The organism is Vibrio sp. 2096 (assembly GCF_033339595.1).
In the GTDB taxonomy this organism is placed as follows: Bacteria; Pseudomonadota; Gammaproteobacteria; order Enterobacterales; family Vibrionaceae; genus Vibrio; species Vibrio alginolyticus.
In genome coordinates, this window is the sequence record NZ_JAWOUX010000015.1 from 26,973 (window position 1) to 42,283 (window position 15,311).

Genomic DNA, 15,311 nt, shown 5'->3' on the forward strand with positions numbered 1-15,311 from the left:
AACAAATGGCAACGAAAACTGCAGATTTCATTTGGTTTAATGGTGAGATGGTTCCATGGGCAGAGGCGAACGTTCACGTTCTGACTCACGCAATGCACTATGGTACATCCGTGTTTGAAGGCGTGCGCTGTTACAACACACCAAAAGGCCCAATTGTCTTCCGTCACCGTGAGCATGCACAACGTCTAAAAGATTCTGCCAAGATTTACCGCTTTCCGATCCCTTTCTCTGTAGAAGAAATCATGGAAGCGACCCGCGAAACACTGCGCCAAAACAAACTCGACAGCGCTTACATTCGTCCATTGGGTTTTGTCGGTAATGTTGGCTTAGGCGTATGTCCACCAGTTGGCACTGAGATGGATCTAATCATTGCAGCATTTCCTTGGGGCTCTTACTTAGGCGAAGAAGCGCTAGAAAAAGGTGTCGATGCGATGATTTCAAGCTGGAACCGCGCTGCGCCAAACACCATCCCAACTGCAGCTAAAGCAGGCGGTAACTACCTATCTTCACTACTGGTTGGTGGTGAAGCGCGTCGTCACGGTTACGACGAAGGTATTGCGCTAAGCGTAGATGGTTACCTATCGGAAGGGGCTGGTGAAAACATCTTCGTTATCAAAGATGGCGTAATCACCACACCACCAGCAACTAGCGCGATTCTACCGGGCATCACTCGCGACTCGATCATGACAATTGCACGCGATAAAGGCTACGAAGTCCGTGAAGCGAACATTGCTCGTGAAGCCCTTTACCTTGCCGATGAAGTCTTCATGACAGGTACTGCGGCTGAGATTGTACCAGTGGCAACCATCGACAAGATTGAAGTGGGCACTGGTAAGCGCGGCCCTATCACTAAAGAACTACAAGCAGCCTACTTTGGCCTATTTGACGGCACCACGGAAGATAAGTGGGGCTGGTTAGACTATGTGTACCCAGAACAGAAGTAAGAAGGATTAGGAAATGCCAAAATATAGATCAGCTACCACCACACATGGTCGTAACATGGCGGGTGCACGAGCACTGTGGCGTGCAACGGGTGTGAAAGAAGAAGACTTCGGTAAACCAATCATCGCCGTTGTAAACTCGTTTACTCAATTTGTTCCGGGTCACGTACACCTGAAAGACATGGGTCAGCTTGTAGCACGCGAAATCGAAAAAGCTGGCGGTATTGCGAAAGAATTCAACACCATCGCGGTTGATGATGGTATCGCAATGGGTCACGGCGGCATGCTGTACTCACTGCCTTCACGCGAACTGATCGCAGACTCTGTGGAGTACATGGTCAACGCGCACTGTGCCGATGCCATGGTATGTATCTCTAACTGTGACAAAATCACTCCGGGAATGTTGATGGCATCTATGCGTCTCAACATCCCGGTTATCTTTGTTTCTGGTGGTCCAATGGAAGCGGGTAAAACCAAGCTTTCTGATCAGATCATCAAACTAGACCTTGTAGATGCGATGATCCAAGGCGCGGATCCAAAAGTGTCTGATGAGCAAAGTGAGCAGATCGAACGTAGCGCATGTCCAACGTGTGGATCGTGTTCAGGCATGTTCACCGCAAACTCGATGAACTGTCTAACAGAAGCCCTGGGTCTTTCTCAGCCGGGCAACGGTTCTATGCTGGCGACGCACGCAGACCGTGAACAGCTGTTCCTTAATGCAGGTCGTCGCATCGTTGAACTGACTCGTCGTTACTACGAGCAAGATGACGAATCAGCACTGCCTCGCAACATCGCTACGTTTGATGCCTTCGAAAACGCAATGGCACTGGATATTGCAATGGGTGGCTCAACCAACACCATTTTGCACCTACTTGCCGCGGCGCAAGAAGGTGAAGTGGATTTCGATATGGAAGATATCGATCGCCTATCACGCCAAGTACCACACCTATGTAAAGTGGCACCATCTACCCAGAAATATCACATGGAAGACGTGCACCGCGCTGGTGGTGTAATGGCTATCCTTGGTGAGCTTGACCGTGCAGGTCTTCTACACAATGATGCGCGCACCGTGCTTGGCCTTTCGATGAAAGAGCAGCTGGCGAAATACGACATCATCCAAACTGAAGACGAAGAAGTACTCAAGTTCTACCGCGCAGGTCCTGCAGGTATTCGTACTACACAAGCATTCTCACAAGATTGTCGCTGGGATCGACTTGATGATGATCGCGCTGAAGGTTGTATTCGTGCCAAAGACAATGCTTTCAGCCAAGAAGGTGGCCTAGCCGTTCTATCAGGCAATATCGCATTAGATGGTTGTATCGTTAAGACTGCTGGTGTGGATGAGAGCATTCATAAATTCACTGGCCCAGCCGTAGTATTTGAAAGCCAAGAAGACGCCGTAGAAGGCATCTTGGGTGGCAAAGTAAAAGCTGGCGACGTGGTAATTATCCGTTACGAAGGCCCTAAAGGTGGTCCGGGCATGCAAGAAATGCTTTACCCAACCACTTATCTAAAATCGATGGGCCTTGGCAAAGAGTGTGCACTTCTGACTGACGGCCGTTTCTCTGGCGGCACATCAGGTCTGTCAATCGGTCACGCCTCTCCTGAAGCAGCAAACGGCGGTGCAATTGGTCTGGTAAAAGAAGGCGATATGATCGCAATTGATATTCCAAACCGTTCAATTTCACTCCAAGTGTCTGAACAAGAACTTGCTGAGCGCCGTGCAAAACAAGACGAACTAGGCTGGAAACCAGTTGACCGCCAACGTGAAGTTTCATTTGCACTCAAAGCGTACGCGAGTATGGCAACCAGTGCTGACAAGGGTGCAGTACGAGACAAGTCGAAGCTAGAGGGCTAGCAATGATGGAAGCTCAACCCGAAAAACAAGTGAACCAAACTGGCGCAGATTATCTGCGCCAGATCTTGCGTGCTCCTGTGTATGAAGTCGCGACTGTCACACCTTTGCAAGAGATGCCTCGCCTTGCTGCTCGTATTGGCAACAATGTGCAAATCAAGCGTGAAGATCGCCAACCCGTACACTCGTTCAAATTGCGCGGTGCATACAACATGGTGGCGAGTTTATCTGAAGCACAAAAAGCCGCTGGTGTCATTGCAGCATCGGCAGGTAACCACGCACAAGGCATGGCGCTTTCTGGTACTAAGCTTGGCATTAAGACCACTATCGTGATGCCAAAAACCACACCAGACATCAAAGTCGATGCGGTACGCAGCTTTGGTGGCAATGTGGTGCTGCACGGCAGTAACTTTGATGAGGCCAAAGCCGAGGCAGAGCGTCTATCCGAGTTAAACGGGTACACCTTTGTCCCACCGTTCGATCATCCACTGGTGATTGCTGGTCAAGGCACCATCGGCATGGAAATGCTGCAACAAAATGGTCACCTTGACTACATCTTCGTTCCTGTCGGTGGTGGCGGTTTGGCTGCGGGTGTTGCAGTACTCGTGAAGCAGCTCATGCCAGAAATCAAAGTGATTGCGGTCGAGCCAGAAGATTCTTCATGCCTCAAAGCGGCATTGGATGCAGGTGAACCAGTAGTATTAGACCAGGTCAGCATGTTTGCCGATGGCGTTGCAGTAAAACGCATTGGTGAAGAGACGTTTCGTCTATGCCAAAAGTACATTGATGGCCATATTGCAGTCTCTAGCGATGAAATCTGCGCAGCAGTAAAAGACATCTTTGAAGACACCCGTGCGATTGCAGAGCCTTCTGGCGCGCTTGCTCTGGCGGGCTTGAAGAAGTTTGCTGAACTGAACAAGCTGAAAGACAAAAACCTAGGTACGGTATTGTCTGGCGCAAACACCAACTTCCACGGTCTGCGTTATGTTTCTGAACGCTGCGAGCTTGGTGAAAAACGTGAAGGTCTGCTTGCCGTCACCATCCCTGAGCGTCAAGGTGCTTTCTTTGAGTTCTGTAATCTCATTGGCGGCCGTGCCGTGACAGAGTTTAACTACCGCTACAACGATGACTCATTGGCAAATATCTTTGTCGGTGTGCGTTTGCAAGGCGGTCAGGAAGAGCTAGAACATATCATTCGCGACTTACGTGATGGTGGCTACCCAGTGGTTGATTTGTCTGATGATGAAATGGCGAAGCTGCACGTGCGCTACATGATTGGTGGTAAGCCGTCTAAGCCGCTTAAAGAGCGCCTCTACAGCTTTGAATTCCCAGAGTATCCTGGGGCGCTACTTAAGTTCTTAAGCACACTCGGTACTCATTGGAATATCAGCTTGTTCAACTACCGTAACCACGGCGCTGACTACGGACGCGTTTTATGTGGTTTCGAGTTAGATGAAAGCGATTTAGCTCAGTTTTCTGCACATTTACGTGAACTTGGCTATCAATGCAAAGACGAGACAGACAACCCATCGTATAAGTTTTTCTTGTCATAAAACGCCACATTTTAAACATATCAATGAAAACACCTCGCTAATGCGAGGTGTTTTTTATGACTGTAACCAATCTTTATGTAGCTGATTAGGCGACCCAAGATAGTCCACCATCCACTGGATCAATTTATGATTATCATCTTTGCGCCATACTAAGCAGCAGTGACTGAGCGGTTTATCATCCGGCATGACCTTCTCCACCAGCACACCATCATTGATTAAGGGTGTTGCAATATGACGTGGCATGTAACCCACGCCCACCCCATTTTTTAAACATTCAATCGCACTATACCAATTGGGCAATAATAATCGGCGTTGTTGCGGATAATGGCCAGTATGGCGTTTTGGCAGCACGTTCGAAGTATCATCAAGACAGATCGCCGGAAATTGACTCACAAACACTTCAGTAAGCACTTGTTGTCGAACGCAAGGATGAGCGGGTGACATTACAAATGCCCAATCTAATACGCCCATATCTTTGACTTCAAAATCTCCCCCAACGGGAACCGCAGATGTCGCGCCAACGACAATGTCGGCTCGACCTTGTGCTATGGCTTCCCAAGAACCATTGAAGACCTCCATATTGATCTGCAATTCAGCAAATTCAAACTCGCGATAGAAATCTTCCACCAAAGGTTTGAGTTTTTCTAACTTCACCACGTTATCTAAGGTCAGCTTTAACGTGCTTTTCCATCCTTGAGCCGCTCGCCGCGTTTGTGCTTTCACCTCTTCCATTTGACGCAGCAAAGAGCGCGCCTCGGCCATAAAAAGTTCACCCGCTGGAGTTAGCTCGACTTTCCTTGGTAAACGTCGAAACAGCACCACATCTAAATCTTGCTCGACCTGCCTTACTCCATAGCTGATGGCTGAGGGGACTTTATGCAATACCTCAGCCGCAGCGGTGAAACTGCCTAAACGGGCAACCGTATCCAGCATTTCCAAAGACGCTTTAGAGAACATGATTTAACCTTTCAAAAAATTTGATTGATAACCAACAATTTTAGCGTTTTATTTTCTCAAAATCGAAAAATAGAATAATAAGGTAAATAAATCACGGTTGGCGCCAACTGATGTTGATTAAAAAATGATTAAATAATTTGACTGGTTGAATCATGAAAATCTCAAAACTACAGCTCATTTATCTGGCAGCATTATCGATGCTTGGCTTCGTTGCTACCGATATGTATCTGCCAGCATTCAAAGCGATGGAAATCGACTTTGCAACAGGCCCTGAGCAAATTGCGCTCTCTTTAACGGTATTCCTCGTTGGTATGGCGATTGGCCAGCTAATGTGGGGATTGGCATCCGATAAATTTGGCCATCGTAATACACTCGCAGCCGGGTTGGTGCTATTTACTATCGCGTCATTCGGTTTGGCTTTCTGTGATCAAGTATGGCAACTACTCACACTGCGCTTTATCCAAGCTATCGGTGTGTGTGCACCAGCCGTGATCTGGCAGGCTATGGTCATTAAACGCTACTCAAGCAGTAGCCAACAAATTTTTGCGACAATCATGCCACTCGTCGCGCTATCACCAGCACTAGCACCTCAATTAGGGGTTGTGTTGGCAGATAACTTCGGCTGGCACAGTATCTTTATTACGCTAACACTGGTTGGTGTCTTTTTGGTCTTTGCGACCATGGCACAAAAAGACGAGAAAGCAGAAATCAAACAAACCAGTATGTCTGCCGACATCAAAGCGCTGCTGAGTTCTAAAAAATACCTTGGCAACGTGTTTATGTTTGCGACGGCTTCAGCTGCATTCTTTGCTTACCTAACTGGGATGCCAGAAATCATGGCGCAACTGGGCTACGAAGCAAAAGATATTGGTTTGAGCTTTATCCCACAAACCATCGCGTTTATGGCTGGTGGCTACTTAGGTAAAGTAGGCGTTCGAAAATTTGGTGATGAAAAGGTTCTGCGCCAACTGATTGGCCTATTTAGTGTCGCGGCATTAATGATTTTCATTGCTTCACAGTGGGATCTGTCATCGATTTGGCCTATTCTTGCGCCATTCTGTTTGATTGCCGTTGCTAACGGCGCGCTGTACCCAATCGTGGTAAACCGTGCATTGGCCAGCGCACAACAGAGCCCTGCAACAGCAGCAGGTCTGCAAAACAGCCTGCAAATCTGTGTAAGTAGCTTCTCAAGTGCATTGGTAGCCGCAATGGCAAGCCAAGCTCAGATGGTTACTGGCATCGCAATCATCATCTGTATGGGTGGGCTGTGGATGGGATACATTCTGTCGAATCGCGAATTATCCAAGCACTTTACGACTCCTGACAACGCCCGAGTCGTGAGTGAAGACGAACTTTAATCGTTCAGATAATAAAAAGAGCCGCGCAATGCGGCTCTTTCTGTTTATAAGCTTTTCAACCCCCATTTCTTGGCAGTCTGCTTAAAAAAGCCTTGAGTCTTTTTCAACTCTACCCAGTGATTGATGTAATTAATCCATACTTGATCGTCTTGCGGCAACAACATAGCAATTGGGGTTGGTTTACGCGGTGCGGTCACTGGCACTATCGCCAATTGTTTAAACTTATCCACCAACGTCGCTGCTTCCACATTGGACGTCACCGATACATCGGCCCTGCGAGCTAGTAGTTCTTGGAAGTCGCGCGCTGGCGCTTCAATAACAATATGCTGAGCAGACGGGAAGAACTCTTTCACCATTTTTTCTTGTACCGTACCTAACGTCGCCGCGACTTTTACTTCTGGTTTATTAAAATCCGCCCAATCAGAGAATTTGGCGAGATCTTTCTTTTGCACCACAGGTACAAAGGCAAGGTAGAAATATGGCTGGCTATATCCAGCTACTTTCGCGCGAGACATGTTCAGAGATGCGCTGCCAGTAATATCGTATTTGTTGGCGGTAATGCCATTAACTAGCGTCTTCCAATCCGTGGGCACATACTCCACTTTTACACCGAGATCTTTAGCAAGTTCTGTTGTTACATCGATATCGAAGCCACGATAACTGTTTGTCGCGGGGTCTTTCATCGTCATCGGATTCCAATCTCCCGTCGTTCCAACTCGGAGTACGCCATTGTCTAAAATGGATTGAAGACGGCTTTCAGCGTGAGCGACTTGAGTCGCAGCAAGCAAACACATTCCTAGCACTAGTAAAATCTTTCTCATTTTTATTCCCTTAAAAATAATGACCTTATACGGTTTAATAATTAACCTTTATTAGAGCTCTACTGATAACATAGCAGCAACAAAGGAAGTTTTTTAGTTAATTCAGGGAGTAAATGTGACGTTTCGAACTCTATGGCTATTTTCATTGCTATTACTCACTGGTTGTTCAGATTATCAATGGGGCTGGTATGTACTTGACCCTTCGACGGATCAAGGGCTCACCAATCTAAAGTTTTTAATCGCTGGGTTTAATGACACCATTCAGGTATCACTCCTCAGTATGTTATTTGCGATGAGCTTGGGCCTGATCGTTGCGTTACCCGCTCTGTCGGACTCTGCCTCTCTGAAGTGGATAAACCGTATTTATGTCGAGGTGATCCGTTCAGTGCCAGTTTTAGTCTTACTACTTTGGGTGTATTACGGCATGCCTACGCTATTGGATGTCTCACTCAATCACTTTTGGGCGGGTGTTATTGCACTGACTATCGCTGAGAGTGCGTTTATGGCGGAAGTGTTTCGCGGTGGGATACAAGCTATCAGCCGTGGCCAGCATGAAGCAGCTGAGTCTTTGGGCTTAAGCTATTGGCAAAAGATGCGCTTGGTAATTCTTCCCCAAGCGTTTCGACAAATCCTCCCTCCACTGGGCAATCAATTTGTCTACATTCTCAAGATGAGTTCTTTAGTCAGCGTGATTGGTTTAAGCGATCTCACTCGCCGTGCTAATGAGCTGGTAGTGAATGAGTACTTACCCCTAGAAATTTATACCTTCCTCGTTTTGGAGTACTTGTTGCTCATCCTATTTGTATCTCAAGCCGTTCGTTGGCTCGAAAAACGTATTGCTATTCCTAGCTACTAACGATGAAGCCTGAGCTAGAAACAACAAAGCCGCTCTTGTTGAGCGGCTTTGACAGTATAGCGATAGAGTGAGTGCAGGTAATGTTTATTTCTGTTTTACAGGACGCTGCCAGCCAGTAATTTTGCGCTCTTTGACGCGAGTAATTACTAACTCACCTTCTTCAACATCTTTTGTTAGTGTCGTGCCTGCACCGATGGTTGCGCCATCAGCGATAGTGACAGGCGCCACCAGCTGGCTATCAGAACCAACAAAAACATCATTACCGATGATGGTTTTAAACTTGTTCGCACCATCGTAGTTACAAGTGATAGTACCTGCACCGATGTTAGTACGTTGACCGATCTCTGCATCACCTAAGTAAGTTAGGTGGTTCGCTTTTGAACCTTCTCCGATGCGCGCATTTTTCACTTCAACGAAGTTACCCACATGGGAATCGTTACGCATTTCAGCACCAGGACGAAGGCGAGTAAATGGACCAACCGTACATTCTTCACCAACCGTTGCACCTTCAATCACACTGTAAGGGCGAACGATGGTGTTGTCGTCGATTTCACAATCTTTCAGTACACAACCCGCACCGATAACCACGTTATCACCCAGTGAAACTTTACCTTCGATGATAACATTCACGTCGATTTCACAGTCCATACCGCACTGTAACTCACCACGCAAATCAAAGCGTGCTGGATCGCGTAGCATGACACCTTGCTCTAGTAGTTTCTGAGCTTGCATTGACTGGAAAGCACGCTCTAGACGAGCAAGCTGTGCGCGGTCGTTGACCCCTTCCACCTCAATGGCATTGACTGGGTGTACTGCCTCAACGGCACGACCTTCATCGTGTGCAGCTGCAATAACGTCAGTTAGGTAGTATTCGCCTTGTGCGTTGTTGTTGTTTAAGCCAGACAACCAACGCTTAAGATCCCCACCAGTCGCAACCATCACGCCAGTGTTGATCTCTTTAATTTGTTTTTGTTCTTCTGTTGCATCTTTTTGCTCAACGATCGCCACAACAGGACCATTCTTACGGATAATACGACCGTAGCCTGTCGGGTTATCTAGAATCACTGTTAGTAGCGCAATACCGCCTGTTGGCTGTGCATCTAATAGGTTTTCAATCGTTTCAGCTGAAATCAGTGGAACATCACCGTAAAGCACCAGTACTTTTTCATCGTCTTCAAACTTCGGAGACGCTTGATCAACCGCATGACCTGTACCTAGTTGCTCCGCTTGCAGTACCCAGTTTACAGGCTCTTCTGCTAGCGTTTGCTGCATTTGATCACCACCGTGACCATATACTAAGTGGATGTTTTGTGCGCCAAGACCTGTACATGTATCAATCACATGTTTTGCCATTGGCTTCCCTGCCAAAGTGTGTAGCACTTTAGGCATGTTTGAATACATACGGGTACCTTTACCCGCAGCAAGGATCACAGCACTGAATTTCATTAATAACCTATTGACGTTCTATTTTAATTGGGCGTTATTTTAAACACCTTGGAAGGATTAGTTAATGGTGGGATGTAAATTTCCAACTAAAATTAATCAAAAAGGCGACCAATTGGCCGCCTTTTTTCATGCAACGTTGCTAATTGAGCTTAGCGACGCTTTTTTGTCAGCTCGATAACTCGTAGCTGAGCAATGGCTTTAGCCAGTTCACTGGCCGCTTGTGCGAAGTCCATGTCACCATGCTGATTCTGGATTTGCTCCTCAGCGCGGCGTTTGGCTTCTTCTGCCTTCGCTGCGTCTAGCTCTTCACCACGGATAGCTGTATCAGCTAGTACAGTCGCTGTACCAGGCTGAATCTCTACCATACCACCAGAAACATAAATAATTTCTTCGTGGCCGTGCTGTTTCACAATACGCACCATACCAGGCTTGATAGCGGTCAGCAGCGGTGTGTGACCATGGAAAATACCAAGTTCACCTTCGCTACCGGTCACCTGAAACGTTTCAACACGACCAGAGAAGATTTTCTTCTCAGCGCTTACTACGTCTAGGTGAAAGGTTATTGCTGCCATATCGCCTCCTAGTTAGCCTTATAGCTTCTTCGCATTCTCAATAGCATCGTCGATGCTACCGCAGTACATAAATGCCTGCTCAGGAATGTCGTCGTATTCACCAGCTAGTAGGCCTTTAAAGCCACGTAGAGTCTCTTTTAGAGGTACGTAAATACCAGGGTCACCTGTAAATACTTCTGCTACGTGGTAAGGCTGAGTTAGGAAACGCTCAATCTTACGTGCACGAGATACAACTTGCTTATCTTCTTCAGATAGCTCGTCCATACCTAGGATAGCAATGATATCTTTCAGCTCTTTGTAGCGCTGAAGAGTCTGCTGAACACCACGAGCAACTTCGTAGTGATCTTGACCAACGACTAGTGGATCAAGCATACGAGATGTTGAATCTAGCGGGTCGATCGCAGGGTATAGCCCCATTGCAGCGATGTTACGGTTAAGTACAACCGTTGCATCCAAGTGCGCGAACGTTGTTGCTGGAGACGGGTCAGTCAAGTCATCCGCTGGTACGTATACCGCCTGTACAGACGTGATAGAACCTGATTTCGTTGACGTGATACGCTCCTGGAGTACACCCATCTCTTCTGCAAGAGTTGGCTGGTAACCTACCGCAGAAGGCATACGACCTAGTAGTGCTGATACCTCTGTACCTGCAAGTGTGTAACGGTAGATGTTATCAATGAACAGTAGTACGTCACGACCTTCGTCACGGAAACGCTCTGCCATTGTTAGACCAGTCAGTGCAACACGTAGACGGTTACCTGGTGGCTCGTTCATCTGACCGTAAACCATCGCTACTTTTGATTCTTCAGGCTTCTCAACGTTTACAACGCCCGCTTCCTGCATCTCGTAGTAGAAATCGTTACCTTCACGAGTACGCTCACCAACACCAGCAAATACTGATAGACCTGAGTGCTGTAGTGCGATGTTGTTGATAAGTTCCATCATGTTAACGGTCTTACCTACACCTGCACCACCGAATAGACCGATTTTACCACCCTTAGCGAATGGACAAATTAGGTCGATTACTTTAACGCCCGTTTCTAGAAGTGCAATTTCGTTTGATTGCTCTTCGTAGCTTGGTGCACTACGGTGGATAGAGTAAACCTCTTCCGCACCCACTTCACCACGCTCGTCAATCGCGTCACCTAGGACGTTCATGATACGACCTAGAGTTTTAGTACCTACTGGTACTGAAATTGGAGCGCCAGTGTTAACCACTTCTACTCCACGACGTAAACCATCAGAGCTACCCATTACGATACAACGAACTACGCCACCGCCTAGCTGTTGTTGAACTTCAAGAACTAGACGCTCTTTTGAGTCCGTTACGTTTAGAGCGTCATATACACTAGGTACATCGCTCTGTGGGAACTCTACGTCGACTACCGCACCGATGATCTGTACGATCTTACCTGTAGCCATCGTTAATCCTCTAAACTATTTCGTTTTACCTAAGCTTAAACCGCAGCTGCACCACCAACGATTTCTGATAGTTCTTGTGTAATCGCAGCCTGACGGGCTTTGTTGTACACAAGTTCCAAATCGTCAATCAAACTGGTTGCGTTATCCGTTGCAGCCTTCATCGCAATCATTCGAGCCGCTTGCTCACAAGCAAGGTTCTCAACCACACCTTGGTATACCTGAGACTCTACGTAACGCACTAATAGCGTATCCAGTAGAGGTTTTGGTTCAGGCTCATAGATGTAGTCCCATGAATGCTCACGCTGCATCTCTTCGCTGTCCGATTTAGGCAAAGGTAGCAATTGATCGATCGTTGGTTGCTGAACCATAGTATTTACAAACTTGTTGAATACTACATATAGACGGTCCAGTTCACCTTCATCGTATTTCTTCAGCATTACGCCAACAGAGCCGATTAGGTCTTGTAGGCTTGGATTATCTCCAAGACCAGAAACCTGTGCCGCAACTTTTGCGCCACCATGTTTAAAGAAAGCTGTTGCTTTTGAGCCAACAACGGCTAGCTCAATCTCAGCACCTTTCTCTCTCCATGCTTGCATGTCTGTAACGGCTTTTTTGAACACGTTAATATTCAAACCACCACACAGACCACGGTCTGTCGAAACGATGATGTAACCAACACGTTTAGCTTCACGCTCTTCTAGGTACGGATGACGGTACTCTAGGTTTGCGTTAGCCACATGACCGATCACTTTACGCATTGTTTCAGCGTATGGACGAGAAGCTTCCATTGCATCTTGAGAACGACGCATTTTTGAAGCTGCTACCATTTCCATCGCTTTCGTAATTTTCTGAGTGCTTTTAACACTACCGATTTTATTACGTATCTCTTTTGCGCCGGCCATCGTTACTCTCCGTTAGTTGGTGGCAGAAACTGCCACCGACCTAATTACCAAGTTTGGGTTGCTTTGAAGTCGTCAGTCAGTTTCTTCAACTGAGCTTCGATTTCATCGTTGTAAGCGCCAGACTTGTCGATCTCAGCTGCTAGTTCAGCGTATTGACCGCGAGCGTACGATAGTAGAGCCGCCTCGAAATCTAGAACTTTGTTAAGTTCTACATCATCAAGGTAACCGCGCTCTGCCGCGAAGATAGTTAGAGCTTGGTCAAATACAGACATTGGAGCATACTGCTTCTGCTTCATTAGTTCTGTAACTTTTTGACCATGGTCTAGCTGTTTCTTCGTTGCGTCATCAAGGTCAGAAGAGAACTGAGCAAATGCCGCTAGTTCACGGTATGCAGCTAGTGCTGTACGGATACCACCTGATAGTTTCTTGATGATTTTCGTCTGAGCTGAACCACCTACACGAGATACTGAGATACCTGGGTCAACAGCAGGACGAACACCAGCGTTGAATAGCTCAGTTTGTAGGAAGATCTGACCATCGGTAATCGAGATTACGTTAGTCGGTACGAATGCTGAAACGTCACCTGCTTGAGTTTCGATGATAGGAAGAGCAGTCAAAGAACCAGTCTTACCTTTCACTTCACCGTTAGTGAAACGCTCTACGTACTCTTCGTTTACACGAGCTGCACGCTCTAGTAGACGCGAGTGTAAGTAGAATACGTCACCTGGGAATGCCTCACGGCCTGGTGGACGTTTAAGTAGTAGAGAGATCTGACGGTAAGCTACCGCTTGCTTAGATAGATCATCGTAAACAATCAGTGCGTCTTCACCGCGATCGCGGAAGTATTCACCCATCGCACAACCTGCGTAAGGCGCTAGGTATTGAAGCGCTGCAGATTCAGAAGCTGATGCAACTACAACGATAGTATTTTGTAGTGCGCCGTGCTCTTCTAGTTTGCGAACAACGTTAGCGATAGTCGATGCTTTCTGACCGATTGCTACGTAGATAGAGAAAATACCAGAGTCTTTCTGGTTGATGATCGCGTCGATCGCCAGTGCTGTTTTACCAATCTGACGGTCACCGATGATAAGCTCACGCTGACCACGACCGATTGGGATCATTGAGTCAACTGACTTATAACCAGTTTGCACAGGTTGGTCTACCGATTTACGGTCGATTACACCTGGTGCGATCACTTCTACAGGCGAAGTCATTTTCGCTTCGATTGGACCTTTACCATCGATAGGCTCACCCAGCGTATTTACTACGCGGCCTAGTAGTTCTGGACCAACTGGCACTTCAAGAATGCGGCCAGTACCTGTAACTTTCATGCCTTCCTTAAGGTCAGCATATGGGCCCATTACAACCGCACCAACCGAGTCACGCTCAAGGTTAAGTGCCAGTGCATAACGGCCACCCGGTAATTCAATCATTTCACCTTGCATCACGTCCGCTAGGCCGTGGATGCGGATGATACCATCGCTTACCGATACGATAGTACCCTCGTTGCGAGCTTCACTAACAACTTCGAAAGATTCGATACGTTGTTTGATCAGATCGCTAATTTCCGTGGAATTAAGTTGCATGCTCCAATCCCCATTAAGACTGCAATGCATCGCTCAGGCGGTTCAAACGACCACGCGCTGAGTCATCGATGACTAGGTCTCCGGCTCGAATAATAACCCCACCAAGTAGGGTCTCATCTACACTGCAATTCAGCTTCACTTTGCGTTCAAGACGCTTTTCAAGTTTGCTGCCAATGTTTGCAAGTTGTTCATCAGAAAGCTCTGTTGCTGAAATAACTTCAACATCAATTTCTTTCTCATGTTCTTTTTTCAGAGTAAAAAACTCTTTACAAACATCAGGAAGGGCCGCTAAACGACCATTCTCAGCCATTACCTTCAAAAGGTTTTGACCGTGCGCATCAACTTGTTCGCCGCAAACTGCAACAAAAATTTCTGCCATTTTGTCAGCAGAAACCGAACCCGTTAGTAGTTCGTTCATTTGTTCGTTTTTGGCCACTTCAGCAGCAAAAGATAACATTTGGCCCCATTGGTCCAACTGGTCTTTCTCTAAAGCAAAGTCGAAGGCTGCTTTAGCATAGGGGCGTGCGATAGTAGTCAAATCAGACATATGCGCCCCCAGACTTAAAGTTTTGCAGTAATGTTGTCGAGAATATCTTTTTGCGCATCTTTATCGATAGAACGCTCAAGGATTTTCTCAGCACCAGCTACAGCCAGAGTAGCAACTTGTTTGCGCAGCTCATCGCGTGCACGATTGCGTTCAGCTTCAAGTTCTGCTTCTGCTTGCGCTAGGATTTTCTGGCGTTCTGCCTGAGCTTCCTCGCGAGCTTCATCAAGAATTTGAGACTTACGCTTGTTCGCTTGTTCGATGATCTCAGTTGCTGTGCGCTTCGCTTCTTTCAATTGATCAGAAGCGTTGGCTTGTGCTAGATCCAAGTCTTTCGCAGCACGTTCTGCTGCTTGAAGACCATCAGCAATTTTCTTCTGACGCTCTTCGATCGCTTGCATCAATGGTGGCCATACATACTTCATGCAGAACCACACAAATAGTGCGAACGAGATTGCTTGACCTAGCAGAGTTGCGTTTATGTTCACAACAGCTACC

Annotated in this window: 14 protein-coding genes; 5 read left to right on the plus strand and 9 right to left on the minus strand. The window is 47.0% G+C overall.

Translation table 11 applies throughout. The features are described 5' to 3' along the window. Window positions 1-5 precede the first annotated feature (5 nt). From ilvE to ilvA, 3 genes are read left to right on the plus strand one after another with little or no spacing between them, the layout of a single operon-like run. Window positions 6-944 carry a branched-chain-amino-acid transaminase gene (gene ilvE, locus R7Q41_RS20935; RefSeq protein ID WP_005378953.1) on the plus strand — a complete coding sequence of 313 codons (939 nt, stop codon included), beginning with the start codon at window positions 6-8 and terminating at the stop codon, window positions 942-944. Window positions 945-957: 13 nt separating this feature from the next. Then, a complete protein-coding gene (ilvD, locus tag R7Q41_RS20940) occupies window positions 958-2,799 on the plus strand; it encodes a dihydroxy-acid dehydratase (RefSeq protein ID WP_053308105.1) in 1,842 nt (613 codons plus the stop codon). A 2-nt stretch (window positions 2,800-2,801) separates the two neighbouring features. Beyond that, on the plus strand, window positions 2,802-4,349 hold the full coding sequence (ilvA, locus tag R7Q41_RS20945) for a threonine ammonia-lyase, biosynthetic (protein WP_318144651.1): 1,548 nt from the start codon (window positions 2,802-2,804) through the stop codon (window positions 4,347-4,349). A 54-nt stretch (window positions 4,350-4,403) separates the two neighbouring features. Here the strand turns inward: ilvA and punR are convergent, their stop codons facing one another. Further along, window positions 4,404-5,306 (minus strand): DNA-binding transcriptional activator PunR, encoded by a 903-nt coding sequence (gene punR, locus R7Q41_RS20950; protein WP_318144652.1) that lies wholly within the window; start codon window positions 5,304-5,306, stop codon window positions 4,404-4,406. Window positions 5,307-5,458: 152 nt separating this feature from the next. Between punR and punC the strand changes: the two genes are divergently transcribed. Then, entirely contained in the window at window positions 5,459-6,664 is a 1,206-nt protein-coding gene (gene punC / locus R7Q41_RS20955; protein ID WP_054579443.1) for a purine nucleoside transporter PunC, read from the plus strand. Between the two features lie 44 nt (window positions 6,665-6,708). On the opposite strand, the gene R7Q41_RS20960 is transcribed toward punC, so the two are convergent. Then, the gene (locus R7Q41_RS20960; protein ID WP_005378944.1) at window positions 6,709-7,485 is read right to left on the minus strand and encodes a transporter substrate-binding domain-containing protein; all 777 of its coding nucleotides are present in this window, start codon (window positions 7,483-7,485) and stop codon (window positions 6,709-6,711) included. 115 nt (window positions 7,486-7,600) lie between these two features. On the opposite strand from R7Q41_RS20960, the gene R7Q41_RS20965 reads away from it, so the two are divergent. Beyond that, a complete protein-coding gene (locus R7Q41_RS20965; RefSeq protein WP_005383852.1) occupies window positions 7,601-8,341 on the plus strand; it encodes an amino acid ABC transporter permease in 741 nt (246 codons plus the stop codon). Window positions 8,342-8,425: 84 nt separating this feature from the next. Here R7Q41_RS20965 and glmU read toward each other — a convergent pair whose 3' ends face one another. From glmU to atpF, 7 genes are all read right to left on the minus strand, one after another. After that, window positions 8,426-9,787, minus strand: a complete 1,362-nt coding sequence (gene glmU, locus R7Q41_RS20970; protein ID WP_017635597.1) for a bifunctional UDP-N-acetylglucosamine diphosphorylase/glucosamine-1-phosphate N-acetyltransferase GlmU — start codon at window positions 9,785-9,787, stop codon at window positions 8,426-8,428. Window positions 9,788-9,936: 149 nt separating this feature from the next. After that, complete coding sequence (locus R7Q41_RS20975; RefSeq protein ID WP_005378937.1) at window positions 9,937-10,359, minus strand: F0F1 ATP synthase subunit epsilon; 423 nt, start codon at window positions 10,357-10,359, stop codon at window positions 9,937-9,939. A gap of 18 nt (window positions 10,360-10,377) precedes the next feature. Then, entirely contained in the window at window positions 10,378-11,781 is a 1,404-nt protein-coding gene (gene atpD, locus R7Q41_RS20980; RefSeq protein ID WP_005378933.1) for a F0F1 ATP synthase subunit beta, read from the minus strand. Window positions 11,782-11,816: 35 nt separating this feature from the next. After that, window positions 11,817-12,683, minus strand: a complete 867-nt coding sequence (atpG, locus tag R7Q41_RS20985; protein ID WP_005378932.1) for a F0F1 ATP synthase subunit gamma — start codon at window positions 12,681-12,683, stop codon at window positions 11,817-11,819. 44 nt (window positions 12,684-12,727) lie between these two features. Then, window positions 12,728-14,269, minus strand: coding sequence for a F0F1 ATP synthase subunit alpha (gene atpA, locus R7Q41_RS20990; protein WP_005378931.1), 1,542 nt, complete (start codon window positions 14,267-14,269; stop codon window positions 12,728-12,730). Between the two features lie 13 nt (window positions 14,270-14,282). Further along, window positions 14,283-14,816: a F0F1 ATP synthase subunit delta gene (atpH, locus tag R7Q41_RS20995; protein ID WP_005378930.1), complete on the minus strand. Its 534-nt coding sequence runs from the start codon at window positions 14,814-14,816 to the stop codon at window positions 14,283-14,285. A gap of 14 nt (window positions 14,817-14,830) precedes the next feature. After that, window positions 14,831-15,301: a F0F1 ATP synthase subunit B gene (atpF, locus tag R7Q41_RS21000; RefSeq protein ID WP_005378929.1), complete on the minus strand. Its 471-nt coding sequence runs from the start codon at window positions 15,299-15,301 to the stop codon at window positions 14,831-14,833. Window positions 15,302-15,311: the final 10 nt, after the last annotated feature.